Origin of the sequence: Rhodococcus sp. D-46, from assembly GCF_011290655.1 — a bacterium.
GTDB classification, from domain to species: Bacteria; Actinomycetota; Actinomycetes; order Mycobacteriales; family Mycobacteriaceae; genus Rhodococcus_F; species Rhodococcus_F qingshengii.
This window is the reverse complement of sequence record NZ_JAANTF010000003.1, coordinates 327,403-352,682: the sequence shown is the minus strand read 5'-3', so window position 1 is coordinate 352,682 and position 25,280 is coordinate 327,403. Positions and strand designations below refer to the sequence as shown.

26 protein-coding genes are annotated in these 25,280 nt (G+C 63.0%); 20 read left to right on the top strand and 6 right to left on the bottom strand.

The features are described from left to right. Nucleotides 1–28: 28 nt before the first annotated feature. From G9U53_RS09690 to G9U53_RS09670, 5 genes are all read left to right on the top strand, one after another. Nucleotides 29–988 (top strand): ABC transporter permease, encoded by a 960-nt coding sequence (locus tag G9U53_RS09690; RefSeq protein ID WP_003945671.1) that lies wholly within the window; start codon nucleotides 29–31, stop codon nucleotides 986–988. After that, the gene (locus tag G9U53_RS09685; protein WP_075832232.1) at nucleotides 988–3,066 is read left to right on the top strand and encodes a dipeptide/oligopeptide/nickel ABC transporter permease/ATP-binding protein; all 2,079 of its coding nucleotides are present in this window, start codon (nucleotides 988–990) and stop codon (nucleotides 3,064–3,066) included. Before G9U53_RS09690 ends, G9U53_RS09685 begins: the two co-directional genes overlap by 1 nt. Further along, nucleotides 3,063–3,881 carry an ATP-binding cassette domain-containing protein gene (locus G9U53_RS09680; RefSeq protein ID WP_003945888.1) on the top strand — a complete coding sequence of 273 codons (819 nt, stop codon included), beginning with the start codon at nucleotides 3,063–3,065 and terminating at the stop codon, nucleotides 3,879–3,881. The genes G9U53_RS09685 and G9U53_RS09680 overlap by 4 nt, the downstream gene beginning before the upstream one ends. 60 nt (nucleotides 3,882–3,941) lie before the next feature. Beyond that, entirely contained in the window at nucleotides 3,942–4,679 is a 738-nt protein-coding gene (locus G9U53_RS09675; RefSeq protein WP_050655749.1) for an FCD domain-containing protein, read from the top strand. A gap of 67 nt (nucleotides 4,680–4,746) precedes the next feature. Then, on the top strand, nucleotides 4,747–4,902 hold the full coding sequence (locus tag G9U53_RS09670; RefSeq protein ID WP_003945810.1) for a hypothetical protein: 156 nt from the start codon (nucleotides 4,747–4,749) through the stop codon (nucleotides 4,900–4,902). A 55-nt stretch (nucleotides 4,903–4,957) separates the two neighbouring features. On the opposite strand, the gene G9U53_RS09665 is transcribed toward G9U53_RS09670, so the two are convergent. Next, entirely contained in the window at nucleotides 4,958–6,073 is a 1,116-nt protein-coding gene (locus tag G9U53_RS09665; protein WP_003945863.1) for a nitronate monooxygenase, read from the bottom strand. Further along, nucleotides 6,073–7,746 (bottom strand): acyl-CoA synthetase, encoded by a 1,674-nt coding sequence (locus G9U53_RS09660; protein ID WP_039973409.1) that lies wholly within the window; start codon nucleotides 7,744–7,746, stop codon nucleotides 6,073–6,075. The genes G9U53_RS09665 and G9U53_RS09660 overlap by 1 nt, the downstream gene beginning before the upstream one ends. Nucleotides 7,747–7,825: 79 nt before the next feature. Between G9U53_RS09660 and G9U53_RS09655 the strand changes: the two genes are divergently transcribed. Next, entirely contained in the window at nucleotides 7,826–8,650 is an 825-nt protein-coding gene (locus G9U53_RS09655; protein WP_165638621.1) for a crotonase/enoyl-CoA hydratase family protein, read from the top strand. Between the two features lie 136 nt (nucleotides 8,651–8,786). On the opposite strand, the gene G9U53_RS09650 is transcribed toward G9U53_RS09655, so the two are convergent. Then, on the bottom strand, nucleotides 8,787–9,761 hold the full coding sequence (locus tag G9U53_RS09650; RefSeq protein ID WP_165638620.1) for a hypothetical protein: 975 nt from the start codon (nucleotides 9,759–9,761) through the stop codon (nucleotides 8,787–8,789). 171 nt (nucleotides 9,762–9,932) lie between these two features. Further along, nucleotides 9,933–10,970 carry an LLM class F420-dependent oxidoreductase gene (locus G9U53_RS09645; protein ID WP_019746980.1) on the bottom strand — a complete coding sequence of 346 codons (1,038 nt, stop codon included), beginning with the start codon at nucleotides 10,968–10,970 and terminating at the stop codon, nucleotides 9,933–9,935. A gap of 73 nt (nucleotides 10,971–11,043) precedes the next feature. Here G9U53_RS09645 and G9U53_RS09640 point away from each other — a divergent pair, with 73 nt between their 5' ends. The 6 genes from G9U53_RS09640 (at nucleotide 11,044) to G9U53_RS09615 (ending at nucleotide 16,157) form a co-directional block, all read left to right on the top strand. Continuing rightward, nucleotides 11,044–12,021, top strand: coding sequence for an OB-fold domain-containing protein (locus G9U53_RS09640; RefSeq protein ID WP_314674996.1), 978 nt, complete (start codon nucleotides 11,044–11,046; stop codon nucleotides 12,019–12,021). A gap of 10 nt (nucleotides 12,022–12,031) precedes the next feature. Next, nucleotides 12,032–13,102 carry a thiolase domain-containing protein gene (locus G9U53_RS09635; RefSeq protein WP_007734273.1) on the top strand — a complete coding sequence of 357 codons (1,071 nt, stop codon included), beginning with the start codon at nucleotides 12,032–12,034 and terminating at the stop codon, nucleotides 13,100–13,102. After that, complete coding sequence (locus G9U53_RS09630; protein ID WP_007734272.1) at nucleotides 13,102–14,283, top strand: thiolase domain-containing protein; 1,182 nt, start codon at nucleotides 13,102–13,104, stop codon at nucleotides 14,281–14,283. Before G9U53_RS09635 ends, G9U53_RS09630 begins: the two co-directional genes overlap by 1 nt. 36 nt (nucleotides 14,284–14,319) lie before the next feature. Then, on the top strand, nucleotides 14,320–15,183 hold the full coding sequence (locus G9U53_RS09625) for a TIGR03619 family F420-dependent LLM class oxidoreductase (protein ID WP_019746978.1): 864 nt from the start codon (nucleotides 14,320–14,322) through the stop codon (nucleotides 15,181–15,183). Between the two features lie 9 nt (nucleotides 15,184–15,192). After that, the gene (locus G9U53_RS09620) at nucleotides 15,193–15,603 is read left to right on the top strand and encodes a nuclear transport factor 2 family protein (RefSeq protein WP_007734269.1); all 411 of its coding nucleotides are present in this window, start codon (nucleotides 15,193–15,195) and stop codon (nucleotides 15,601–15,603) included. A 173-nt stretch (nucleotides 15,604–15,776) separates the two neighbouring features. Then, entirely contained in the window at nucleotides 15,777–16,157 is a 381-nt protein-coding gene (locus tag G9U53_RS09615) for a VOC family protein (protein WP_020906296.1), read from the top strand. A gap of 194 nt (nucleotides 16,158–16,351) precedes the next feature. Here the strand turns inward: G9U53_RS09615 and G9U53_RS09610 are convergent, their stop codons facing one another. Further along, complete coding sequence (locus G9U53_RS09610; RefSeq protein WP_007734267.1) at nucleotides 16,352–17,602, bottom strand: cytochrome P450; 1,251 nt, start codon at nucleotides 17,600–17,602, stop codon at nucleotides 16,352–16,354. Nucleotides 17,603–17,776: 174 nt separating this feature from the next. On the opposite strand from G9U53_RS09610, the gene G9U53_RS09605 reads away from it, so the two are divergent. The 4 genes from G9U53_RS09605 to G9U53_RS09590 all read left to right on the top strand — a co-directional run bounded on the left by G9U53_RS09605 (nucleotide 17,777) and on the right by G9U53_RS09590 (nucleotide 20,667). Next, complete coding sequence (locus G9U53_RS09605; RefSeq protein ID WP_003945509.1) at nucleotides 17,777–18,940, top strand: steroid 3-ketoacyl-CoA thiolase; 1,164 nt, start codon at nucleotides 17,777–17,779, stop codon at nucleotides 18,938–18,940. 1 nt (nucleotide 18,941) lies between these two features. Beyond that, nucleotides 18,942–19,430 (top strand): nitroreductase family deazaflavin-dependent oxidoreductase, encoded by a 489-nt coding sequence (locus G9U53_RS09600; RefSeq protein WP_050655745.1) that lies wholly within the window; start codon nucleotides 18,942–18,944, stop codon nucleotides 19,428–19,430. Between the two features lie 57 nt (nucleotides 19,431–19,487). After that, nucleotides 19,488–19,901, top strand: a complete 414-nt coding sequence (locus tag G9U53_RS09595) for a DNA-binding protein (protein ID WP_165638619.1) — start codon at nucleotides 19,488–19,490, stop codon at nucleotides 19,899–19,901. Nucleotides 19,902–19,995: 94 nt separating this feature from the next. Further along, the gene (locus G9U53_RS09590) at nucleotides 19,996–20,667 is read left to right on the top strand and encodes a hypothetical protein (protein ID WP_003945460.1); all 672 of its coding nucleotides are present in this window, start codon (nucleotides 19,996–19,998) and stop codon (nucleotides 20,665–20,667) included. 67 nt (nucleotides 20,668–20,734) lie between these two features. Here the strand turns inward: G9U53_RS09590 and G9U53_RS09585 are convergent, their stop codons facing one another. Next, the gene (locus G9U53_RS09585) at nucleotides 20,735–21,649 is read right to left on the bottom strand and encodes an SDR family oxidoreductase (RefSeq protein WP_003945561.1); all 915 of its coding nucleotides are present in this window, start codon (nucleotides 21,647–21,649) and stop codon (nucleotides 20,735–20,737) included. Between the two features lie 102 nt (nucleotides 21,650–21,751). On the opposite strand from G9U53_RS09585, the gene echA20 reads away from it, so the two are divergent. Genes echA20 through G9U53_RS09565 form a run of 4 tightly spaced genes read left to right on the top strand, consistent with a single transcriptional unit; the run spans nucleotide 21,752 to nucleotide 25,254 of the window. Next, nucleotides 21,752–22,528 (top strand): (7aS)-7a-methyl-1,5-dioxo-2,3,5,6,7,7a-hexahydro-1H-indene-carboxyl-CoA hydrolase, encoded by a 777-nt coding sequence (gene echA20, locus G9U53_RS09580; protein WP_003945611.1) that lies wholly within the window; start codon nucleotides 21,752–21,754, stop codon nucleotides 22,526–22,528. Nucleotides 22,529–22,535: 7 nt separating this feature from the next. Continuing rightward, nucleotides 22,536–23,444: a cholesterol ring-cleaving hydrolase subunit IpdA gene (gene ipdA, locus G9U53_RS09575; RefSeq protein ID WP_003945662.1), complete on the top strand. Its 909-nt coding sequence runs from the start codon at nucleotides 22,536–22,538 to the stop codon at nucleotides 23,442–23,444. Beyond that, complete coding sequence (locus G9U53_RS09570) at nucleotides 23,441–24,196, top strand: CoA-transferase (RefSeq protein WP_003945796.1); 756 nt, start codon at nucleotides 23,441–23,443, stop codon at nucleotides 24,194–24,196. The genes ipdA and G9U53_RS09570 overlap by 4 nt, the downstream gene beginning before the upstream one ends. Further along, on the top strand, nucleotides 24,193–25,254 hold the full coding sequence (locus G9U53_RS09565; RefSeq protein ID WP_165638618.1) for a nitronate monooxygenase: 1,062 nt from the start codon (nucleotides 24,193–24,195) through the stop codon (nucleotides 25,252–25,254). Before G9U53_RS09570 ends, G9U53_RS09565 begins: the two co-directional genes overlap by 4 nt. The last annotated feature ends 26 nt before the right edge of the window (nucleotides 25,255–25,280 follow it).

The window sequence follows — 25,280 nt, the reverse complement described above, 5'->3', positions numbered from 1 at the left end:
CCGTTTCCCACAACTGAGAGATCCCCCGATGGCAAGAGTCCTCCCCATGCTGATCAGGCGATTACTGATACTGATCCCCCTGATCCTCGGCATCATCGCGTTCGTCTTCATCGTGATGCAGTTCGCGCCCACCGATCCCGCAACCGCGGCGTTCAACGGTGGCAACCCGACTGCGGAACAGCTGCAGCAGTTCAAGGAAGAGAACGGACTGCTCGATCCGCTTCCGCTGCAATACGTTCACTTCGTGACCGATCTGGTCAGCGGCAACATGGGTGACAGTCTGATTTCCGGTACCCCGGTGTTGGATTCGATCTCCACCGCTCTGCCACTGACCATTCAGCTCACGGTTCTCGGACTGGTGATCGCCATCGTGCTCTCGCTGATCTTCGGCGTCACCAGCGCACTGTTCCGCGATCGCTGGCCGGATCAGGTCATCCGAGTGATCTCCCTCGGTGGTGTGGCGGCACCGTCATTCTGGTTGGCACTGCTGATGATTCAGTATCTGGCTGTTCAACTCGGATGGTTCCCTACCGGTGGCTACGTCAATCCGAGCGACTCCGTCAGCGACTGGCTCTGGTACATGGCGCTCCCGGCGCTGTCCCTGTCACTGCCCGTCGCAGCACAACTCACGCGCATCATCCGCACGTCGATGGTCGAGGAGTTGGACAAGGACTACGTCCGGACCGCGATCGGCAGCGGCCTGCCCTATCACGTGGTGATCGGACGGAATGTGTTGCGTAACGCGCTGATCAACCCGCTCACCGTCCTGGGCCTCCGTGTCGGTTACCTCCTCGGTGGCGCTGTGGTCATCGAGCAGATCTTCGGCCTGCCCGGCATGGGTCAGCTCATGATCAACGGCGTCACCAACGGTGACCCCGCAGTCGTTCAGGGAGTTGTCATCGTCATCGCGGTCGGCTTCGTCGTCGTCAACCTCGCCGTCGACATCCTCTACCTGCTCGTCAATCCACGACTTCGGAGCGCAGCATGATGAGAAGAAAACTCACCGAGAAGCTTTCGCGACCCGGCATCACCTTTTCTCGCTTCCCCCTCTCGGCCTGGCTGTCGATGGCGGTTCTCGCGATCATCGTGCTCGCCTGCCTCTTCGCGCCGCTGATCACGCAGTACACCCCGCTCGAACAGGCGGTGGGTACCGCGGGCCCCAGCGCCGACCACTGGTTCGGTCAGGACAGTCTCGGTCGAGATCTGTTCAGCCGCTTGCTCTACGGCGGACGCTGGTCGCTGACCATCGGTCTCGGTTCCACCTTCCTCGCACTGTGCGCCGGCGCTCTCATCGGATCGGTGGCCGCAACGAGCCGAAAAGGCGTCGACGAGACCATCATGCGTGTGCTCGACGTGGTCATGGCGTTCCCGGGCATCGCGCTCGCTGCCGTACTCGTCGCAGCCTTCGGTGGTTCGATTCCAGTTCTGATCGTCACTATCGCGTTCCTCTACACACCGATGGTGGCTCGCGTCGTTCGCGCGAACGTTCTCGCTCAGTACGGCGAGGACTACGTCGCGGCCGAAAAGGTTATCGGCGCAAGAACTTCACACATCGTCGTCAAGCACGTCGTAGCCAACTGTGCTGCGCCCGTTCTCGTCTTCTGCACTGTCATGGTCGCCGACGCCATCGTGCTCGAGGCCAGCCTGTCGTTCATCGGCGCCGGTGTGCGTCCCCCGGATCCGTCGTGGGGATCGGTGATCGCCGACGGCAAGAACATGGTGCTTCTCGGTGGTTGGTGGGCAACGGTGTTCCCCGGCCTGCTCATTCTGCTGACGGTGCTCTCCCTCAACGTGCTCGCCGAGGGCCTGACGGACGCGATGGCAGATCCGAGTCTGAAGAAGACCAAGAAGACGCCCTCCGCGCTCCAAGCAGCGCAGACCGCTGCAGCGGAGGAGACCTCCAACGAACTCATTCTGGAGGACGAAGCCGCATCGGTCACCGACACTCCGGAGTTGATAGACGACTTCGCCGATCCGAGCGTCGTGAAAGATGTTCTCGAGCCGGCCGCCGAGCCGACTCCTCTCGAAACGCACCTGAAGATCCTGGCGGAAACCGAGCGGTCCCGCTCCGATCGTCTTGTGTACGAGGGCGATGCCGCGCCACTCCTCGAGGTCCGCAATCTCACGATCCGGTTCCCGGAACGCTACGGAGACACCGCGATCGTCGACAACGTGAGCTTCACCGTCCGCCCGAACGAGACGATGGCACTCGTCGGCGAGTCCGGTTGCGGAAAATCGCTCACGTCGCTGGCGATCATGGGTCTGCTACCCAAGACGGCAGTGGTGACCGGCGAGATCCTGTTCGACGGAGTCAACGTCCTCGAGCTGAACAACCGAGAGCGAAACAAGCTGCGCGGGCACGACATGGCCATGATCTACCAGGACGCGCTGAGTTCACTGAATCCGGCGATGCTGATCCGCGCGCAGTTCAAGCAGCTCACCAAGCGCGGCGGTACCCGCACAGCCGAGGAACTGCTCGAACTCGTCGGACTCGATCCGGTGCGCACTCTCTCCAGCTACCCACACGAGCTTTCCGGTGGTCAGCGTCAGCGCGTTCTGATCGCCATGTCGCTCACCCGCAGTCCGCGGTTGATCGTCGCGGACGAGCCCACCACCGCTCTCGACGTCACCGTCCAGGCCCAGGTCGTGGACTTGCTCAACGATCTTCGGGAAAAGCTGGGGTTTGCCATGGTTTTCGTGAGCCACGATCTTGCACTCGTTGCTTCACTCGCTCACAAGATCACGGTGATGTACGCCGGTCAGGTCGTCGAGTCGGCGCCCACGAGTGATCTGCTCGTCGATCCCCGCCACGAATACACCCAGGGCCTTCTCGGTGCCGTTCTCTCGATCGAGGACGAAGCGCCGCGACTGCATCAGATTCAGGGAACTGTTCCCTCGCCCGGAAACTTCGCGCCGGGTGACCGTTTCGCCGAGCGTTCCACTCGCCCGGACTCCGACCCCCTCCGCAAGCCGGAGATGGTCCGGGTCGACGGGACCGAGCATTGGTTCGCCAGCCAGTCCGCGACTCCCGTACGTACAGAATCGGAATTGGAGAGCGTGCGATGACTACAGCTGAAGCACCCATCCTGGAACTGAAGAACATTCACGTCGTCCACAAGACCCGTTCGGGATCACTGTTCAAACCGGGCACGGTTCACGCGGTCAACGATGTCAGTATCGACGTACGACGAGGGACGACGATCGGCATCGTGGGCGAGTCGGGTTGTGGCAAGTCCACTCTGGCCAAAGTCATGGTCGGACTGCAGAAGCCGACGTCGGGCGACGTGGTCTTTCGCGGCCGAAGCGCTCTGACCCGGTCGGCCGGCGTGCGCAAGGAGTTCGGCCGAGCGATCTCGATCGTCTTCCAGGATCCGGCTACCGCGCTCAATCCCCGAATGACGGTGGCCGACATCCTCACCGATCCACTCGACGTCCACGGCATCGGCAACCGCGCGAGCCGAACCGCCCGAGTTCGCGAGCTGGTCGGTTTGGTCGGACTCCCCCAATCTGCGCTCGAAGTCATCCCGAGCCAGATCTCCGGCGGTCAGCGGCAACGTGTCGCGATCGCGCGTGCACTCGCGCTCGAACCTGACGTCATCGTGGCCGACGAGCCGACGTCGGCGCTCGACGTCTCGGTGCGAGCGCAGATCCTGAATCTGCTCAGCGACATCAAGGCTCGGTTGGGGCTCGGCATGGTGTTCATCTCGCACGACATACAGACGGTGCGGTACGTCTCCGACACCATCGTCGTCATGAACGCCGGGCGGATCGTCGAGCAGGGAACGGCCCAGGAAGTATTCGACAGCCCGTCCGATGCGTACACGGCCAAACTGCTGGGTGCGGCGCCCAGCCTCCTGCAACGCACCGTTGACGTGGGTTGACCAATGGAGCGGATGACCGGACATAGGATGAAGGACGTTCGTATCAGAAAAGGGGAATCGATGTCTGTCCGGAGTGGCACACAGGGCGCTCGTTTCAGCGCGCAAAACCGCATGCGCGCACTTCAGACGGACATCATGAACTTGATCCTCGAACGCAGGCTCTCCCCCGGCGACCCGATGCCCACCGAGGCCGAACTGTCCGAGGAATTGGGTATCGGCCGAAACACGCTCCGGGAGGCGCTCAAGGTTCTGCAGGCCTTGGGCGTCGTCGAGATCCGTCACGGCTTCGGAATGTTCGTCGCCCCTAGCAACTTCGACGCTCTCGCCGACGGCCTGACCTTCCGTGGCCGGTTGTCCTTGCAGGGCACCGGGCACGAGGCGATGGAACTGGTCGACATTCGTCAGGCACTCGAGACCGGACTGATCGGTGCGGCGATGGCCGAGATGACGTCGGCCGACCACGCCGACCTCGACGAACTCGTCACCGGCATGGAGGTCCGTGCCGCTGCCGGGAAGAACTTCTCCGACATCGACGCTACCTTCCACTCCCGCCTGTACTCCCCTCTCGACAACCAGGTCCTCGGTCAGTTGATGGACGTCTTCTGGCAGGTGTACAGCGAGATACAGCAGGCCATCGGGCATTCGGATACGCCACTGATCGACATCGCGTCGAAGCACCGTGCGATTCTCGACGCGATCCGTACGGGTGATGCAGTCGAGGCGGCGCACACTCTCGATGTGCACTTCGGTGGCCTGCGCGAGCGGATCGCCAGTCTCCATGCGTCCGAAGCGCAGTAATTTCGAAACACGTGATTTTGCTCCGCTGGCTCACCATCGCGCCCGTTCTTCCGGCAAAATTACGGGTATGAAGAACCCGAACCTGACGCCTTCGCGCGTTCTCGCAGTTGTCCTCGCTGCCGCCCTGGTCATTTTCGTGATCGCACGCCGCCGCGACGACGGCGCCCTCAGCCGCGGAGAATGGTTGTCGGACACCGTCGGACCGGACGACCTCGCCGGCTGAAACGACGTGTGCCCTCGGCCGAAACTCGGCCGAGGGCACACGCACGTGTCATCTACTACTTCATCGAATCCAGTCGGGTTCGCGCGTCCTCGAACCCGGATACCAGCTCTGCCATGACCTCGGCGACCGGGCGGATCTCGTTCATCCGTCCCACGATCTGACCGACGGGCATTGCCACAACTTCCGGGTTCTCCGATGCAGCGATTCTCTGATGAGCGTCGCTGACCAGAAGGTTCTGCAGCGGCATCGGCAAGGGCGCCGGTGCTCCCGGGTTCGACCAGGCTTCCGTCCACTTGGTCTTGAGCAACCGAGCGGGCTTACCCGAGTAGATGCGCGAACGAACGGTGTCGGCCGACGTCGCGCCCAACAGTGCACGCTGAATAGCGGACGGGCCCTCGCCCGATGCACTGCCGAGTTTGTATTCGGACGTGGTGAGCCAGTACGAGCCCATCCACACTCCGGACGCACCGAGTGCAAGTGCGGCAGCCACCTGACGGCCGCTGCCGATACCCCCGGCAGCCAGCACAGCAGCTGAATCACCCAGTGCATCAACGATTTCCGGAACGAGAACCATCGACGCAATTTCGCCGGTGTGACCGCCTGCCTCGTAGCCCTGCGCGATCACGATGTCGACACCGTTCTCGACGTGACGACGCGCATGCTCGACGGCGCCGGCCAGCGCTGCTACCGGTACGCCCTTCTCGTGCGCCTGATCGATGACGTCCTTCGGCGGTGATCCCAGCGCATTCGCAATCAACGCAATCCGGTGTCCCAGAGCAACATCGACGTGTGACCGCGCCACCGAGTGAAGCCATCCCAGTACGCCGGTCGCATGCTCGACGTCGTCGGAAAGCGGCGGCACACCGAGCTCGTCGAGCGTGCGGTTGACGAAGGCGCGGTGCTCCTCCGGAATCAGCTTGTCGAGATCGACGGCGCCGCCCTCGGTCGGCACCTTGGCCGGCATGACGATGTCGACGCCGTACGGCTTACCGTCGGTGTTCTCGTCCATCCACGTCAGTGCGGCTTCGAGCTCTTCCGGGTCGTTGAACCGGACGCAACCGAGCACGCCCAGACCTCCCGCGCGGCTGATCGCGGCCGCGACGTGCTCGGAAGGAGTGAATCCGAAAATCGGGTATTCGATGCCGAACTTGTCGGCGAGATCCGAACGCATCAGGCTTCCACGCTTTCGTTTGCGGACGCCACAGGAGCGCCGTTTCCGTTGTGATCATCGGCCTCGCGCGATTCCGTTTCGGCCTTCGCCCAGCGGTAGTCGGGCTTGCCTGCCGGGTTGCGCTTGATCTGGTCCACGAACCACACGCTGCGCGGAACCTTGTATCCGGCAATCTCTTTGCGTGCTGCGGTGGCGATGTCGTGCAGCGTCGGCGACGTGCCTTCGCGTACCTGGACCACTGCGGCAACGCGCTGACCGAAGCGCTCGTCGGGGATACCGACCACCAGGACGTCGAAGATGTCCGGGTGCGCCTTCAAAGCGCCCTCGACCTCTTCCGGGTACACCTTCTCGCCGCCGCTGTTGATCGACACCGAACCGCGGCCGAGCATCGTGACCGTGCCGTCGGCTTCGACCTGCGCATAGTCGCCGGGGATCGAGTAGCGAACGCCGTTGATGGTGCGGAAGGTTTCGGCCGTCTTGACCTCGTCCTTGTAGTAGCCGAGCGGGATGTTGCCCTTGCGAGCGAGCATGCCGCGCTTGCCCGATCCGGGTTCGACCTCGTTGCCGTCGTCGTCGAGAACCGTTGTGGAGGCGTCGATCTTGACCGTCGGACCGCCAGTGTGCTTCTGGCCCTTGCTCAGCACGGCGAGTCCACCGAAGCCGGTCTCGGATGCTCCGATGGAGTCCGTCAGCAGGCGGTTGGGCAACAGTTCGAGGAACTGCTCCTGGATACTCGGCGAGAAGAGTGCAGCACTGCTGGCCATCACGTAGAGCGTCGAAAGATCGTACGGCTCACCGGTCTCCGGGTTTCCGGCGATGAGTGCGTCGAGCATCGGACGGCCCATCGCGTCACCAGTGATGAAGATCAGGTTGACCTTGTGCTTGTCGATGTTCTGCCACACCTCGTGGGCGTCGAATTCCGGGTGCATCAAACAGGTTCCGCCGCCGAAGAGGCTGTGGAATACCGCCGACTGCGAACCGCCGTGAATCATCGGGGGGATCGGGTAGCGGATCATGCTCGGGTTGGCGGCGCCGACCTTCGCCATCTCGTACTCGTCCTCGACCGGAACTCCGGTGACGAAGTTGATGCCTCCGCCGAGAACACGCCACCAGTCCTCGTGACGCCACATGACGCCCTTGGGACTTCCGGTGGTGCCGCCGGTGTAGAGCATGAAGATGTCGTCGTTGCTGCGCTCTTCGAAATCACGCTCACCCGAACTCTGCGCGAGTGCGTCCTCGTAGCCGATGCCGAAAGCACTGAAGTCCAGATCGGTGCCGTCCTCGACCACGATGACGGACTTGACCTTGGGAGTGTTCGGCAGGACGTTCGCGACCTTGTCCGAGTAGCGGCGCTCGTGAATGAGGGCAACCATGTCGGAGTTGTCGAAGATGTACTGCAACTCGTTCTCGACGTACCGGTAATTGATGTTGACCATCACGGCCCGGATCTTGAAAACCGCGACCATGGCCTCGATCGCCTCGATGACGTTCCGGCAGTAGATGCCGACCTTGTCACCCGGCTGAACGCCATGTTCACGCAGGTAGTGACCGAGGCGGTTTGCTCGGTCCTCCAACTGTGCATAAGTCATCTCGCGGTTGTCCGAGACCAGCGCAACGCGGTCCGGAACGAGGTCGATTGCGTGCTCTACGAAGTCTGCGATGTTAAGGGCCACGAGTTCAAAGTAGAACGTGTTACCGTTTCTGGCAAGACCCAATTTGAGAGCCAGCTCACAGACCCGCCAGGAGCCATCAGTGTCCACTTCGACGACCGAAAAATCAGACATTTCGGAAACCGCGCCGCATTGCCTCGTGGAGAAGCGTGGCCACGTTCTCATCGTGACCATGAATCGCCCCGAGCGTAAGAACGCCATCACCGGCGAGATGATGGCGATCATGGTCGACGCCTGGGATCAGGTCGACAACGACCCCGAGATCCGTGTCGCCATCCTCACCGGTGCGGGCGGCGACTTCTGCGCCGGCGCCGACCTCAAGAACATGTCCGCCAAGCCGCCGGGAGATTCCTTCGCGGGCGGTGGCGTCGACATGTCCAAGATCGAAGGCCTCCTCAAGGGCCGTCGGTTGACCAAGCCGCTGATCGCCGCCGTCGAGGGTGCAGCCATCGCCGGCGGAACCGAAATCCTGCAGGGCACCGACATCCGCGTCGCGGGTGAGAGCGCCAAGTTCGGCGTCTCCGAAGCCAAGTGGGGGCTCTTCCCGCTCGGCGGTTCCGCAGTGCGTCTGGTGCGACAGATTCCGTACACGATCGCGGCGGACATCCTGCTCACAGGTCGTCACATCAAGGCTCCGGAGGCCAAGGAGATCGGGCTCATCGGCCACGTGGTCCCGGACGGCCAGGCCCTCGACAAGGCGCTGGAGCTCGCGGAACTGATCAGTGCCAACGGCCCCCTCGCCGTGCAGGCGATTCTCAAGACCATCCGCGACACCGAGGGCATGCACGAGGAAGAGGCCTTCCAGATCGACGCACAGCTGGGTATGAAGGTGTTCATGAGCGCCGACGCCAAGGAGGGCCCGCGGGCTTTCGGTGAGAAGCGGGCGCCCCAGTTCAAGGGTGTCTGACCCACCCCTGTCTGAGCCACCCCCGTCTGACCGACCCCGCCTGAGCCCCCTTTCCCGTCCGCTCTCGGTCCCACCCACCCCCTTTTCGAGCGAACGTACCTTTCGGCGCCTTCAGTGCGCCGAAAGGCACTTTCGCTCAGCCGGTTTCGTCCAATTTCACCCATCTCGACCTCGCGAACACCTGCGGCCGGGGACGTGACTGCGCCAATCTGTAGTGCGCACGCAGGTCCTCGATCACGCGATCAGGGTCCGTTCGCAGTGCACTGGGCACCGTCGGCAACACGCTGATTCCCGCATTCTGCATACGCGTCCGACGCTCCACCGTGCGCTTGTAGTCCGTCGGCGCGGCATGCCATTCCAAGGAGTCGATGTCCCACGCGAAGGCAACCGAATCGATCCATCCGTCCGGAACTGCGATGAAGTCCCCGTTGGCATCCCGGATCTCATGGTTGAACAACATTTCCGGCAGCCCGCTCCGCTGCCACAATTTTCGCGCGTGAACCTCCGGAACCGAGTGGACGTTCGCGTTCACTTCGCGCAACACGACCCGAGGTAGCGCGGAACCCCGACTGCTACCCGCTTCGAGTTCCTTCGCAAGTTCGCGCACCGAGACATCGCCGCGCTGAACAGCCTCAGCGATGAGTGCCCGTGTGGGATCGAGCGCCTTGTACCGCCTCGCAGCGTCGAGTAACGCTCGCGGCAGCGGAGCACAGCGCAGACCGTTCCGAATCTCCGGCTCGGGCAGTCGAACAGGGCGCTCCACCGTGACGAACCCAACCGATTGAACTCGACGGTCGATGGGGATGAGCACCTGCACATCCCCCGAGTGCGTTCGATATCCGTACTCCGACATGGCTGATCGCCCGGTCAGCAGGGAATCGTCACCGCTCAACATGAGCGCAGCGATCGAGCGTTGACGTGGCGTCGGTTGACCGTTTCTGAGCAGAATGACCCCCGGCAATATGCGCTGCCACGGTCCACCTACCCGACACCGGGTGTGCACTGCGGAGTTGGACACGCCCAATCGCGCCAACTCCGCCGTTCGGATCACTCCGCTTCGACTGACGCGGTAAATCGCGTCCAGATCATCGCCCCACGTTCCTCGCCGCATGGTTGCAGCATGACTCGAGCATCAGCGCGGGCCCCGGCGGCGAACTGGGGTTTCGGTGCGCCTGTGGATAACTTTGGGCGAGCGAAAGGTACGTTCAGCGCCTCAGATGCGCTGAACGTGCCGTTCGCTCGAAAAAAGGGGGTACCGCTCGAAAATGGGGGGGTGCCCCGCTCAACCACCCACCGCGGCCGCGAGCTCTCGCACATGGTCGGCGTCGCGGCAGGTCACCAGCAGCATCGTGACTCCGGCTTCCTCCCAACGCTTCACGTCTGCGCGCACCTCGTCGACGTTGCCGATGATCATGGTCTCGGTGACCATCTCGTCGGGGACGACGGCAGCAGCTTCGTCCTTGCGGCCCGACATGAAGAGGCGACCGATCTCGTCGACCTCCTTCTCGTAGCCCATCCGCTTGTAGACCTGCGCGTGAAAGTTCAACTCCGGGGCGCCCATTCCGCCCACGTAGAGGGCGGTCATCGGCTTGAGAGCAGCGATGGCAGCGGCGCGATCGTCGGTCACGATGACCTGGCACGTGGCGGCCACCTCGAAGTCTTCGCGACTGCGACGGGCCCCGGCGCGCGCGAACCCTTCGTCGAGCCACTTGTTGTACATCGGGGCCAGGCGCGGGGTGTAGTAGATCGCCAGCCAGCCGTCGGCGATTTCACCGGCGAGCGCGACGTTCTTCGGCCCTTCGGCGCCGAGCCAGATCGGGATGTCCGCACGCAGCGGGTGCGTAATGGGCTTGAGCGGCTTGCCAAGTCCCGAACTACCCGGTCCCGCATACGGCAGAGGGTAGTGGGGACCGGGGCTGGTGACGGGCGCTTCACGGGCGAGGACCTGGCGCACGATCGAGACGTATTCGCGGGTGCGCGCGAGCGGCTTCTCGAACGGCTGGCCGTACCAACCTTCGACGACCTGCGGTCCGGATACGCCGAGCCCGAGGATCGTTCGCCCACCGTTGAGGTGATCGAGAGTGAGCGCGTGCATGGCACAGCTGGTCGGTGTTCGCGCCGAAATCTGTACGACGGAGGTGCCGAGACGGACGTTCTCGGTGCGCGATCCCCACCAGGCGAGCGGGGTGAAAGCGTCCGAGCCCCACGACTCCGCCGCGAAGACCGCGTCGAATCCCGCGCCTTCCGCGGCCTCGATCAGTTCCGGGGCGTTTGCCGGCGGCTGTGCGCCCCAGTATCCGAGTTGCAACCCAAGCTTCATCGCAGGCCTCCACATTGCCGGTGATCAGAAGTGACTCTTGCCACAATCTCTAGAACCTGTTCTACTCGATCTTGTGACCATCGGAAAGAGCGGGGTGGCCGACAAGCCCCTGAGCGCACCATTGAATCTCCATTTCGACTACACCAGATCGACGGGACCGACCATCGGCGCGTTCGTGACTGCCCTGCGTGATCGCAAGGTGATCGGCGCACGCGGGTCGAACGGTCGTGTCTTCGTGCCGCCACCGGAATTCGATCCGGACACGGCCGAACCACTGACCGACTTCGTCGGAGTCTCCGACGGCGGAACGGTCGTGAGTTGGACGTGGATGCCCGAACCCATCGAGGGTCAACCACTGACGAAGCCTTTCGCGTGGGCCCTGATCAAGCTCGACGGCGCGGACACGTCCATGCTCCACGCAGTCGACGTCGACTCCCCTGACGACATCAGCACCGGCCTGCGGGTTCGTGCTCGCTGGGCGTCGGAGCGGGTCGGGCAGATCAAGGACATCGAGTGCTTCGAACCGGGTGAGAGCGAAAATGGAATCGCGACAGTCGATTCCAGCGCCGATCCTGTCACCATGATCACGACGCCTGTCGACCTGCACTTCATGCATTCCGCTTCGGCCGAGGAGAGCTTCTACCTCCGCGGTCTCGCAGAAGGCAAGCTCATCGGTGGTCGCAGCGGACCCGAAGACAAGATCTACATCCCACCGCGCGGCGCCAATCCCACCAACGGGAAGCCGACGAGCGAGCAGATCGAACTGCCGGACAAGGGAATTGTCACCACCTTCTGCATCGTCAACGTCCCGTTCCTCGGGCAGCGAATCAAACCGCCCTACGTGGCCGCCTACGTGCTTCTCGACGGGGCCGACATTCCGTTCCTGCACTTGATTCTCGAATGTGATGCCGCGGACGTACGGATGGGCATGCGCGTCGAAGCCAAGTGGAAGCCTCGCGAAGAGTGGGGTTACACCCTCGAGAACATCGAATACTTCCGGCCGACAGGTGAACCCGACGCCGAGTACTCCACCTTCCAACACCACCTGTGAGGCTCCTGAAATGACTTCTGCAGACATCGCAGTCGTGGGCTTTGCTCAGGCACCCCACGTCCGCGAAACCAACGGCACCACCAACGGCGTCGAGATGCTCGTCCCGTGCTTCCAGCAGCTCTACAGCGATCTGGGAATCACCAAGTCAGACATCGGCTTCTGGTGCTCCGGATCTTCCGACTACCTGGCCGGACGAGCGTTCTCCTTCATCTCGGCCATCGACTCCATCGGAGCGGTCCCGCCGATCAACGAATCTCACGTCGAGATGGACGCTGCGTGGGCCTTCTACGAAGCGTGGATCAAGATCTTGACCGGTGAGGTCGAGACCGCGCTGGTGTACGGATTCGGCAAGTCCTCCGCCGGGCACCTGCGCAAGATCCTGTCCATGCAGCTCGATCCGTACCTCGTCACTCCGCTGTGGCCGGACTCCGTCTCGATCGCCGGACTTCAAGCCCGACTCGGACTCGACGCGGGTAAGTGGACGCACGAGGACATGGCGGAGGTTGCCGCTCGTAGCCGTCGTCACGCGCTGAGCAATCCGAAGGCTCAGCTCGCAGGCGAGGTCGACATCGAGGCCCTTCTCGCCAGCCCCTTCCTCGCAGATCCGTTGCGCGCACACGATTGTGCGCCCATCACCGACGGCGCGGCAGCAATCGTCCTGGCCTCGGGTAACCGCGCCCGCGATCTCTGCGAGCGGCCGGCGTGGATCACCGGACTCGAGCATCGCATCGACTCCCCCAACCTGGGTGCACGTGACCTGACCACCTCACCGTCCACTACGTCCGCAGCCAAGGCGGCAACGGGCGGCGAGGTCGGCAACATCGACGTCGCCGAACTGCACGCACCGTTCACTCACCAGGAATTGATCTTGAAGGAAGCGATCGGCCTGACCGACGCCACCACGATCAATCCGTCCGGCGGTCCGCTCAGCGGCAACCCACTGTTCGCCGGTGGTCTGGAACGAATCGGCCACGCCGCCAAGGCAATCTTCGACGGCCAGGCGAATCGCGCTCTGGCCCATGCAACAAGCGGCCCTGTGCTGCAGCAGAACCTGGTAGCAGTCTTGGAGGGACGGAACTGATGGCCGGAACGCCTCAACTCGCGGCCGTGCTCGGCACCGGCCAAACTCACTACGTCGCAAAGCGTCACGATGTCTCGATGGCGGGCTTGGTTCGTGAAGCCATCGACGCCGCGATGCTCGACGCCAACGTCGGCTGGGACGACATCGACGCCGTCGTCATCGGAAAGGCCCCCGACTTGTTCGAGGGTTCGATGATGCCCGAACTCGCCATGTCGGATGCTCTGGGCGCCAACGGAAAGCCGTTGCTGCGTGTTCACACTGCCGGCTCGGTGGGCGGTTCGACGGCTATCGTCGCCTCCAGCCTGGTCAAATCCGGTGTCCACAAGCGGGTTCTGACGGTTTCCTGGGAGAAGCAGTCCGAGTCGAACGCCATGTGGGCGCTGTCCGTACCGGTTCCGTTCAACATGCCCGTCGGCGCCGGTGCCGGTGGATACTTCGCCCCGCACGTCCGTTCGTACATTCGTCGATCGGGCGCACCGGAGCACATCGGCTACCTCGTCGCGGTGAAGGATCGGCTCAACGGCAGCCTCAATCCGTATGCGCACTTGCGGCAGCCGGATATCACTCTCGAATCGGTACAGGCATCTCAGATGCTCTGGGATCCGATCCGCTACGACGAGACCTGCCCGTCCTCGGACGGCGCGTGCGCTCTGGTGATCGGCAACGAGGAAGCGGCCGCACAGGTCGAGGCCGAGGGTCGTTCGGTCGCGTGGATCCACGCGACGGCCATGCGCACCGAGCCGACCTTCTATGCCGGACGCGATCAGGTCAATCCGCAAGCCGGCCGTGACGCTGCAGCAGCACTGTGGAAGTCAGCGGGAATCACCGATCCGCTGAACGAGATCGACTGCGCCGAAATCTATGTCCCGTTCTCGTGGTTCGAGCCGATGTGGCTCGAGAACCTCGGCTTCGCGGAGGAAGGCCAGGGCTGGAAGCTCACCGAGGCGGGTGAAACCGCGATCGGCGGCAAGCTCCCGGTCAATGCCTCGGGCGGTGTTCTCTCCTCCAACCCGATCGGCGCCTCGGGCATGATCCGTTTTGCCGAGTCGGCGATGCAGGTCATGCACCGCGCCGGCGATCACCAGGTAGCCGATGCTCGCAAGGCTCTCGGCCATGCCTACGGCGGTGGCTCGCAGTACTTCTCGATGTGGGTCGTCGGCTCCGAACGTCCCACCACGTAAGCAGCAGCACACACGCCGATCAGGAAGAGGCCGAAGATGAAGTACACCGTCGGGGTTGCCATGAACCCCTTGGACCAGTTAGCCGGTATCGCCAAAACTGCCGAGGAATGCGGCTTTTCGTCGATCGCTCTCCCCGATTCACTGTTCTTCATGGAAACGCAGGCGGCGGATTACCCGTACACCCCGGACGGGTCTCGGATGTGGAATGCCGAGACCCCCTGGGTCGATCCGCTCATCGCCGCGGCTGCAATGGGCGCGGTGACCGAGAAGATCGAGTTCTACACCCAGGTGCTCAAGCTGGGTAGCCGCAATCCCGTCCTGCTCGCGCGGCAGGTCGGTTCCGTGGCCGCATTGACGAACAACCGTTTCGGCTTCGGCGTCGGAATCGGTTGGGCTCCGGAAGAGTTCGAGTGGTGCGGCGCTCCGTACAAGCGTCGGGGCGCACGTGTGGACGAGATGATCGACGTCCTCAAACTGATCCTCGGCGGCGGCATGGTCGAGTATCACGGTGAGTTCTTCGATTTCGATCGCCTGCAGATGAGCCCGGCCCCCACCAAGCCGGTTCCGTTCTACGTCGGCGGCCACACCGAGGTCGCACTCAAGCGTGCTGCGCGAGTCGGCGACGGTTGGACCTCGGCGATGATCAAGTTCGACGACCTGGTGGGTGTGATCGCACGACTACGCGAACTGCGCGCCGAGTACGGCCGCGAGAACGAGCCGTTCGAAATCCAGACGGTGTGCATCGACCGTTTCGGCAAGGACGGTTACGCAGAGCTCGAAGATGCCGGCGTCACGGACATCATTACCGTGCCTTGGGTTTTCGACGGAATCGGATTCGATGCCCCACTGGAGGCAAAGCAGGATTCGATGCGCAAATTCGCCGAGCAGTACATCAACTGAGGAGCCGCGATGACCGACGAACACCCCGCCCGCGTCGCGGGTAACGCTTCGCGCGCCGCAGCGAGTGGCAAGAACAAGGAAGCCTGGCTGGACCTCTTCGCCGAGGACGGTTGGGTGGAAGATCCGGTCGGGCCTTCGGGCTTCGATCCCGAAGGCAAAGGCCATCACGGGCGCGAAGCGATCTCCAAGTTCTACGACATGACGATCGCGAACGCGGACAAGCTCGAATTTCTGATCGACGATTCCCTGGTGTGCGGCAACGAGAACGTCAACATCGGCAAGATCCGAACCACCATCGGCGGCTCGATCATCGACGCCGAGGGCGTGTTCGTCTACCGGGTGAACGACGACGGCAAGATCGCGTCGCTTCGAGCATTCTGGGAAGTGGACCGTGCAATGAAGACGGCACGCAAAGCCTGAGAACCCACAGTACGAGCGCGGCCCCGGTCATCGACCGGGGCCGCGCTCGTCGTATTCGAATCAGCCTGTCGTACTTGCACCGAGAAGCTCGAAATGGTTTCCTGGTTCCCAACGTCGCGTGTCGATGACGGACTGCGTCAGGCATGGAGGCGTCGTACCGCAAGGGGTCACTCATGACCATTTCGTTCAATCACACCATCATCGCCGCAAAAGACCGACAAGAGTCTGCGTGGTTCTTCACTCACATGTTCGGCCTTCCAGGCCCGGTCGAAGCCGGCTACTTTCTCGGCGTTGAACTCGAGCACGGCGTGACGTTGGACTTCGCACAGGTGGAAGAAGGCGCCGAGGTTGCGTCTCAGCACTATGCCTTCCTCGTCTCCGAGGATGACTTCGACGGCATCTACCAGCGGATACAGGCGCTGAAACTGGATCACTGGGCCGATCCGCGCCAGTCGAGTACCGGCTTCAACACCAACGACGGTGGGCGTGGGGTCTACTTCCTCGACCCGTCGGGACATTTCCTGGAAGCCATCACCAAACCGTACGGCGGCTGAATTGGAGATTGAACTACAAACGGCGGCGCCTACGGGAGATGAGGGATCCCGCAGACGCCGCCGCAGTTCCAGGTTGCCAACAAGTGGCTCCCCGGAACGTCTACTGTAGTTCTGCGTGTTCGAGAGTGCAGAGGCAACTCCCGAAAACCTACACAGAACCTACTCGCCGGTTACCAGGTCAGTATATGTCCGGATCAGTGTTTGACCGGGCAGCCCGATGTCTTGTAATCAACCTGAAACTCTTTGATGCCGTTGAGCCAGCCCGAGCGAAGGCGTCGGGGATCCCCGAGCCTGGTGATGTCGGGTAGGTGATCGGCGATCGCATTGAAGATCAGATCGATTTCCAGACGGGCCAAGTTGGCGCCGATGCAGTAGTGCGCACCGGTGCCGCCGAATCCGAGGTGCGGATTGGGGTCACGCATGATGTCGAACTTCGTCGGGTTCTCGAAGACGTCCTCGTCGAAGTTGGCCGACGCGTACATCATCACGACGCGATCGCCCTTCTTTATCTTCTGTCCGCCGAGTTCGGTGTCTTCGAGCGCGGTGCGCTGGAAGGAAGTCACCGGGGTCGCCCAACGAACGATCTCGTCGGCCGCCGTCTTGGGGCGTTCCTTCTTGTACAGCTCCCACTGGTCGGGATTGTCGAGGAAGGCAACCATGCCGTGTGTGATGGCATTGCGAGTGGTCTCGTTACCCGCGACCGCAAGCAGGATCACGAAGAAGCCGAATTCCTCTGGGGAGAGCTCATTTCCGTCGATGTCAGCTTCGATGAGCTTGGTGACGATGTCATCGGCGGGACACTTCTTGCGCTGATCCGCCATCTGGTACGCGTATCCCAGAATCTCCATCGACGCTGCCTGCGGGTCGATGTCGAACTCGGGATCGTCGTACGACGTCATCTGGTTGGACCAGTCGAAGAGCTTCATTCGATCTTCCTGCGGCACACCGAGAAGCTCGGCGATTGCCTGCAGCGGAAGTTCGGACGCGACCTGAACCACGAAGTCACCGGCACCGCCGGCAGCCGCGGTCGTGACGATCTTTTCGGCACGCTCGGTCAGTTCCTCGCGCAGGCTGTTGATGGCGCGCGGGGTGAATCCACGAGATACCAGCTTGCGCAGCTTGGTGTGCTCCGGAGCGTCCTTGTTGATGAGAATGAATCGCTGCATCTCGACGTTCTCACGCGGGATGTCGTCGGCGAAGCGAGGAATCGCAGTGTTCTCGTGGGTCGAGAAGATGTCGCTTCGCTGCGAAACTTCCTTGACCTCTTCATGACGGGTGACCACCCAGAAGCCCTCGTCCTGGAATCCACCGATTTCCGGGGGCTGCGGATTCCACCACACGGGGGCCGTCTTCCGGAGTTCGGCGAACTCCTCGAACGGCATGCGTTCCGCGTAGATGTCGGGGTCCGTGAAGTCGATTCCCTCGGGGAATGCGGGCTGTGCCACTGATGTCTCCTGCCCTAAGCCTTTTCATCACAGGGGTGATGGGGATCCGTGATGTGTAACACGTTCTACTCTCATTGAAACACAAGCCTGCTTACTAGGAAAGGAAACGTCGGCAGGTCTTGCTTCCCGCAGAGAACCTGTTCTACTTTTTCATTACAAGGAAAGGAGCCCGCTGTGGGCACACCAGTAATCGTCGAGGCTGTCCGTACACCGATCGGCAAGCGCGGAGGTTGGCTCGCCGGTCTGCACGCCGCCGAGATCCTCGGAGCTGCACAAAAGGGAGTTCTCGACCGGTCGGGAATCGACCCGTTGCTGATCGAGCAGGTGATCGGCGGCTGCGTCACCCAGGCCGGCGCTCAGTCCAACAACATCACGCGCACGGCCTGGCTGCACGCCGGACTTCCGTGGCAGACCGGCGCAACCACCGTGGACTGCCAGTGCGGTTCGGCCCAGCAGGCGAACCATCTGATCGCCGGTCTGATCGCCACCGGCGCCATCGACGCCGGTATCGCCTGCGGCATCGAAGCCATGAGCCAGGTTCCCCTCGGCGCCAACGTCGGCGATCAGGCCGGACCGCGCCGACCCGCGACGTGGGACATCGACATGCCCAACCAATTCGAAGCTGCAGAACGCATCGCGCGTCGACGCGGACTGACCCGCGACGACGTCGAAGCCCTCGGCGTCCGCTCGCAGGCGCTGGCCAAGCAGGCTTGGGAGGAAGGACGTTTCGACCGCGAGGTTCTCGAACTCTCGGCACCCCAGGTCGACAAGGAAGGAAACCTCACGGGCGAGACCAAGGTCGTCAATCGCGATCAGGGCCTGCGCGATACGACGGCGGAGTCCCTTGCCCGACTGAAGCCCGTCCTCGAAGGCGGGATTCACACGGCCGGAACGTCTTCCCAGATCTCCGACGGCGCGGCCGCAGTCCTGCTCATGGACGAGGACAAGGCTCGCGCGCTCGGATTGAAGCCGCGAGCCCGCATCATCGCCCAGGCGCTGGTCGGCTCGGAACCGGAATTCCACCTCGACGGACCGGTGCAGGCAACCAGCCGTGTCCTGGAGAAGAGCGGAATGAAGATCGGCGATCTCGATCTGTTCGAGATCAACGAAGCATTCGCATCCGTCGCACTGTCCTGGGCTCAGGTTCACGAACCTGACTTCGACAACGTCAATGTCAACGGCGGCGCGCTCGCTCTCGGCCATCCGGTCGGCAGCACGGGATCTCGCCTGATCACCACCGCACTGCACGAACTCGAGCGTCGCAACGGCTCGACGGCTCTGATCACGATGTGCGCCGGCGGCGCACTGGCCACCGGAACCATCATCGAGCGTATCTGAGATGACTACTCCCCCAGCCAAACCCAAGGGACTCGACGCTCCGGCGACGGTCAAGATCATCAAGTGGATGTCGAAGGCGAACGTCGCGATGTATCGCGCCACCGACGGGCGGCTGGGTAGCAAGTGGCGGGTCGGCAGCGCGTTCCCTCGCGGGCTGCCGATCTGCCTGCTGACCACCACCGGTCGCAAATCCGGCGAGGAGCGGATCAGCCCGCTGCTGTTCCTCGAGGACGGCGAGAACGTGATTCTGGTGGCGTCGCAAGGCGGTCTTCCGAAGAACCCGATGTGGTACCTCAACATCAAGGCAGACCCGGTGGTGACGGTGCAGATCAAGTCTCGGATCCGCTCGATGAAAGCCCGCGTCGCGGCCGAGGACGAGCGCGCTCGGCTGTGGCCGATGTTGAGGGCGATGTATCCGGATTTCGACAACTATCAGGCCTGGACCGACCGGGTCATTCCCGTCATCGTGTGCGAGCCACTGAAGAGTTAAACGAACTGTTTACAACAAAACGTTTACATTGACCCGGGTTCGTGCCACCCTGGGTTCATGACCGATGACCAGTTCAGACCGATCGATTCCGGCCGCGAACGCGCACATCGCGAGTACGCCGGACTCTTTCGAATCAGCGAGCGCCACGGCGCGACCCCAAGCCAGCGCGCGCGGCAATCTCATCCGGAGATGCTCGAGCCCTACGGCGCGGTGCGCGTCGTGGCTCGTCTTGCGGGTGGCACCGACACACCGCAGCCGAACGAACCCGAGGTCGACGATGCCGACGTCATGTCCGCGTTGACTCTGATCCCCAAGGCCCGAGCCGAAATGGAACAGCTGGAAGCACTGTTCCTCGGGATTGCCCGCGAACGGGGCATGACCTGGCAGGACATCGCTTTCGGACTGGGACTCGGAAGCACTCAAGCCGCCCGCCAGCGCTACGAACGGCTCGTTCGCCGCACCGGAGGCTGAACGCGTGCCATAACCGGCGAGTTGGAGCACTATTGACTCGTACGGTCCGCACGGCGTTTCGACAGAGCCTCGAACACAGCAAGGAGTCGCATATATGACGACGCATATTCAAGATCAAATCCTGGACCGACGCGAGATCACCTCAGCCCTCGTGCGTGCGCTGGAGCGTCGCCACGAGGTGCTGGACGCAGTGGTCGACAGCAAGGACCACCAGGAGGCACTGACCACCGTCGCGGAACTCCTCGGCACGTCGGAAGCAAATGCCGAAGCAGTTCTGAGCCTCAAGTTCAGCGCACTGACCAAGGCAGCGCGCGATCGCATCCAGGGCGAGCTGGAGAATCTCGACGCCACTCTCGAATGGACGACGCTCGATCGTCCCGCGAGCAGCGGGCAGAACTTCACCCTGCGTCCGTTCAGCGACAGCGCAGAAGACAAGGCACTGTTCACGATTCGCTCGGCCGAGCAGCTCGGCGAAGACGGCAAGCCGTGGAGCGAGGATCGGATCGAAGCCGAGCGCGTCGGCGGTCTCGGTCGGATCGACGACGAGAGCGCTGCCTGGTTCGTCGCCGAGGACGTCTCCGGTGACGGCCCGAAGAGCGTCGGCCTGGTATTCGGCGAACTCGACGGCCAAGAGGTGAACGTGGCGATCTGGATCGCGCCGGAATCTCGCAAGAAGGGCTACGGCACCGCCTGCGTGAAGCATTCGCGGCGCGAACTCGCAGCTGAGTTCCCCGGCACCGTGTTGGTGGTTCGGGCGCCCGCGTAGGCGGCACGCCGCCTGTGAGTGGTTGAGGAGTTCCTGCACTCCTTAACCACTCACGGGGCCGGAGGCCCTACGCCCCGTACACCGGCGTCGGAATCTCCGCCTTCTCCAGCAGCGTTGCCACGACGGGCCCGATCTCCTTCGGGTCCCAGCGATCTCCCTTGTCCTCGCTCGGGCCGTGACGCCAGCCCTCCGCGACGGTGATCTTTCCGCCCTCTACCTCGAACACCCGGCCCGTGACGTCCTTGGACTCGGCGCTACCGAGCCAGACGACCAGCGGCGAGATGTTCTCGGGAGCCATGGCGTCGAAGCCCTCTTCCGGAGCTGCCATCGCTTCTGCCATCGCCCCGCCCGCGCCGACAGTCATGCGTGTGCGCGCAGCAGGCGCGATCGCGTTGACACTGACTCCGTAATTCTTGAGCTCGGCGGCGGCCTGGATGGTCATCTCGGCGATGCCGGCCTTGGCCGCGGCGTAGTTGCCCTGGCCGATCGAACCTTGCAGTCCTGCACCCGAACTGGTGTTGATGATGCGTGCGTCGACGGTCTTGCCTGCCTTGGCCTCGGCGCGCCAGTAGGCAGCTGCGTGACGGAGCGGCGCGAAGTGCCCCTTGAGGTGCACGCGAATCACCGCGTCCCACTCGCCTTCGCTCATGCCGACCAGCATGCGGTCCCGCAGGAAGCCTGCGTTGTTCACGAGTACGTCCAGGCCACCGAAGGTGTCGATCGCGGTCTTGATCAGATTCTCGGCGCCCGCCCAGTCGGCGACGTCGTCTCCGTTGACCACTGCTTGGCCACCGGCGGCGATGATCTCCGCGACAACCTGCTCGGCCGGACTCTCACCGGTCGCGGAACCGTCGGCACCCGCACCGATGTCGTTGACGACGACCTTGGCGCCCTCGGCAGCAAATGCCAATGCATGCGCACGTCCGATACCGCGGCCAGCCCCGGTGATGATGACTACGCGTCCGTCGACCAATCCACTCATATTTGTCTCCTAATGCACTCTGCTCGGGCTTGTCGGCTCCGCTTGTGTGCTAACTTACCAAGCAATCGCTTGGTTTGGTACACAGACGTAAGGAATCCCGATATGGGCATCAGCACCTCCTCCGACGGAACCGGCATCACCACGGTCACCATCGACTACGCGCCGGTCAATGCAATCCCGTCCAAGGGATGGTTCGAGCTTGCCGACGCCATCCTCGACGCGGGCAAGGATCTCAACACTCACGTGGTGATCCTGCGAGCCGAGGGACGCGGATTCAACGCCGGCGTCGACATCAAGGAGATGCAGGCCACCGAGGGATTCGACGCGCTGGTCGCCGCCAACCGCGGTTGCGCCGCGGCCTTCGCTGCCGTCTACGACTGTGCTGTACCCGTCGTCGTGGCCGTCAACGGATTCTGTGTCGGCGGCGGCATCGGACTCGTCGGCAACGCGGACGTGATCGTCGCTTCCGACGACGCGATCTTCTCCCTCCCCGAGGTCGACCGCGGCGCACTCGGCGCTGCCACACACCTCTCGAGGCTGGTGCCACAGCACATGATGCGCACGCTCTACTACACCGCACAGAGCGTCGACGCACACACACTCAAGCAGTTCGGCAGCGTCTACGACGTGGTCCCGCGCGAGAAGCTCGACGAGTGCGCTCGCGAGATCGCCGCGAAGATCGCTGCCAAGGACACCCGCATCATCCGGTGCGCCAAGGAAGCCATCAACGGCATCGACCCGGTGGACGTCAAGGGCAGCTACCGCCTCGAGCAGGGCTACACCTTCGAACTCAACCTCCTCGGCGTGTCCGACGAACACCGCGACGAGTTCGTCGCCACCGGCAAGCCGCGCGAGAACGCAACCCAGAAGGAAGGCTGAGACAAACATGGCTAGCAAGCGTGACAAGACGAAGTCGCTCGACGAGGTAGTCGGCGAACTCCGCAGCGGAATGACGATCGGCTTGGGCGGCTGGGGATCTCGCCGCAAGCCGATGGCCTTCGTGCGTGCGATTCTGCGTTCGGACATCAAGGACCTGACCGTGGTCACCTACGGCGGACCGGATCTCGGACTGCTGTGCTCGGCCGGCAAGGTCAAGAAGGCGTACTACGGTTTCGTGTCCCTCGACTCCGCGCCGTTCTACGACCCGTGGTTTGCCAAGGCACGCACCGCCGGTGAGATCGAAGTCCGCGAGATGGACGAGGGCATGGTCAAGTGCGGCCTCGAAGCAGCTGCCGCTCGCCTTCCCTTCCTCCCGATCCGCGCCGGCTTGGGTTCGGACGTCCGCAACTTCTGGGGCGACGAACTCAAGACCGTCACCTCCCCGTACCCCGAGGCCGACGGCCGCTCCGAGACCTTGATCGCGATGCCTGCGCTCAACCTCGATGCGTCGTTCGTTCACCTCAATCTCGGTGACAAGCACGGCAATGCCGCGTACAACGGCGTCGACCCGTACTTCGACGACCTGTACTGCATGGCGGCCGAAAAGCGTTACGTCTCCGTCGAACGCATCGTCGAGACCGAGGAACTGGTCAAATCCGTTCCACTGCAGAACCTTCTGCTCAACCGCATGATGGTCGACGCCGTCGTCGAGGCACCCAATGGTGCGCACTTCACGTTGGCCGGCGAAAGCTACGGCCGCGACGAGAAGTTCCAGCGTCACTACGCCGAGTCCGCCAAGACCCCCGAGTCGTGGCAGGCGTTCGTCGACACCTTCCTCTCCGGCAGCGAAGAGGACTACCAAGCCGCAGTAAAGAAGTTTGCCGATTCATCAAAGGCAGGGGAGCAGGCAAAATGAGCGAATCCACCGTCACCCGCGCAGAGTACGTTGTTCTCGCTTGCGCTGAAATCTTCTCCGGTGCAGGCGAAATCATGGCCAGCCCGATGTCGACGTCGTCCACCATCGGCGCTCGCCTGGCTCGACTCACCACCGAGCCCGACCTGCTGATCACCGATGGTGAAGCCCTCATTCTCGAGGACACTCCGGCCGTCGGAACGAAGGGCCCCGTCGAAGGATGGATGCCTTTCCGCAAGGTGTTCGACGTCGTCGCTTCCGGCCGCCGTCACGTAGTCATGGGCGCCAATCAGCTCGATCGCCACGGCAACCAGAACCTCTCCGCCTTCGGCCCGCTTCAGCAGCCGACGCGTCAGATGTTCGGTGTGCGCGGCGCCCCGGGTAACACCATCAACCACGCGACGAGCTACTTCGTCCCCAAGCACTCCAAGCGAGTGTTCGTCGACAAGGTCGACGTGGTGTGCGGTGTCGGCTACGACCAGATCGATCCCGAGAATCCGGCTTACAAGTACCTGAACATCCCCCGCGTTGTCACCAACCTCGGTGTCTTCGACTTCGGCGGACCGGGAAACACCTTCCGCGCGTTGAGTCTTCACCCCGGCGTCACCGCCGAAGAGGTAGCCGAGAACACCTCGTTCGAGGTTGCCGGACTCGCCGAGGCCGGTATCACCCGTGACCCCACCGCCGAAGAACTTCACCTCATCCGCGAAACCCTCGATCCGCGCAACCTCCGGGACCGTGAGGTCTCGGCATGACCCCCACCCTGAAGACCGCGCTGACCGAACTGGTCGGTGTCGAGTACCCGATCGTGCAGACGGGTATGGGCTGGGTTTCCGGTCCCGCTCTCACGTCGGCAACGGCTAACGCCGGTGGTCTCGGCATCCTGGCTTCGGCCACGATGACGTACGACGAGCTCGAGTACGCAATCAAGAAGACGAAACAGCTCACGGACAAGCCGTTCGGCGTCAACATGCGTGCCGACGCCACTGACGCCCCGCAACGCGCGGATCTGCTGATCCGTGAAGGCATCAAGGTCGCGTCGTTTGCGTTGGCTCCCAAGAAGGAACTGATCGCCAAGCTCAAGGACCACGGCATCGTCGTCGTGCCCTCGATCGGTGCCGCGAAGCACGCGGTCAAGGTTGCATCCTGGGGCGCGGACGCCGTCATCGTCCAGGGCGGCGAAGGTGGTGGCCATACCGGCGGTGTGGCCACGACATTGCTTCTCCCCTCGGTTCTCGACGCGGTCGATATTCCGGTCATCGCCGGTGGCGGATTCTTCGACGGCCGCGGGCTGGCTGCCGCATTGGCGTACGGCGCTGCCGGTGTCGCAATGGGAACGCGATTCCTTCTCACCAGCGACTCTTCGGTTCCCGATTCCGTCAAGCAGGAGTATCTCAAGCGCGGACTGACGGATACAACAGTCTCCCGCAAGGTCGACGGCATGCCTCATCGTGTGCTCAACACCGACCTGGTCAACAGCCTCGAAGGTTCCAGCTATGCAACCGGTTTGATCGCCGCGGCCAAGAATGCCACGAAGTTCAAGGCCATGACGGGCATGAAGTGGTCGACCCTCGCCAAGGACGGTCTCGCGATGAAGCGGTCGGGTGACCGCACGCTGATGCAGATCATCATGGCAGCCAACACACCGATGTTGCTCAAGGCCGGACTGGTCGAGGGCAACACGGAAGCCGGTGTTCTTGCTTCGGGTCAGGTTGTCGGCATGATCAACGATCTGCCCAGCTGCAAGGAACTGATAGAGAACATCATGGAGGACGCGGCCAAGCGTATCGACGCGCTTGCGGCTCTTCGCTGACGCAGATTCATCCGAGTGCGTCTCCC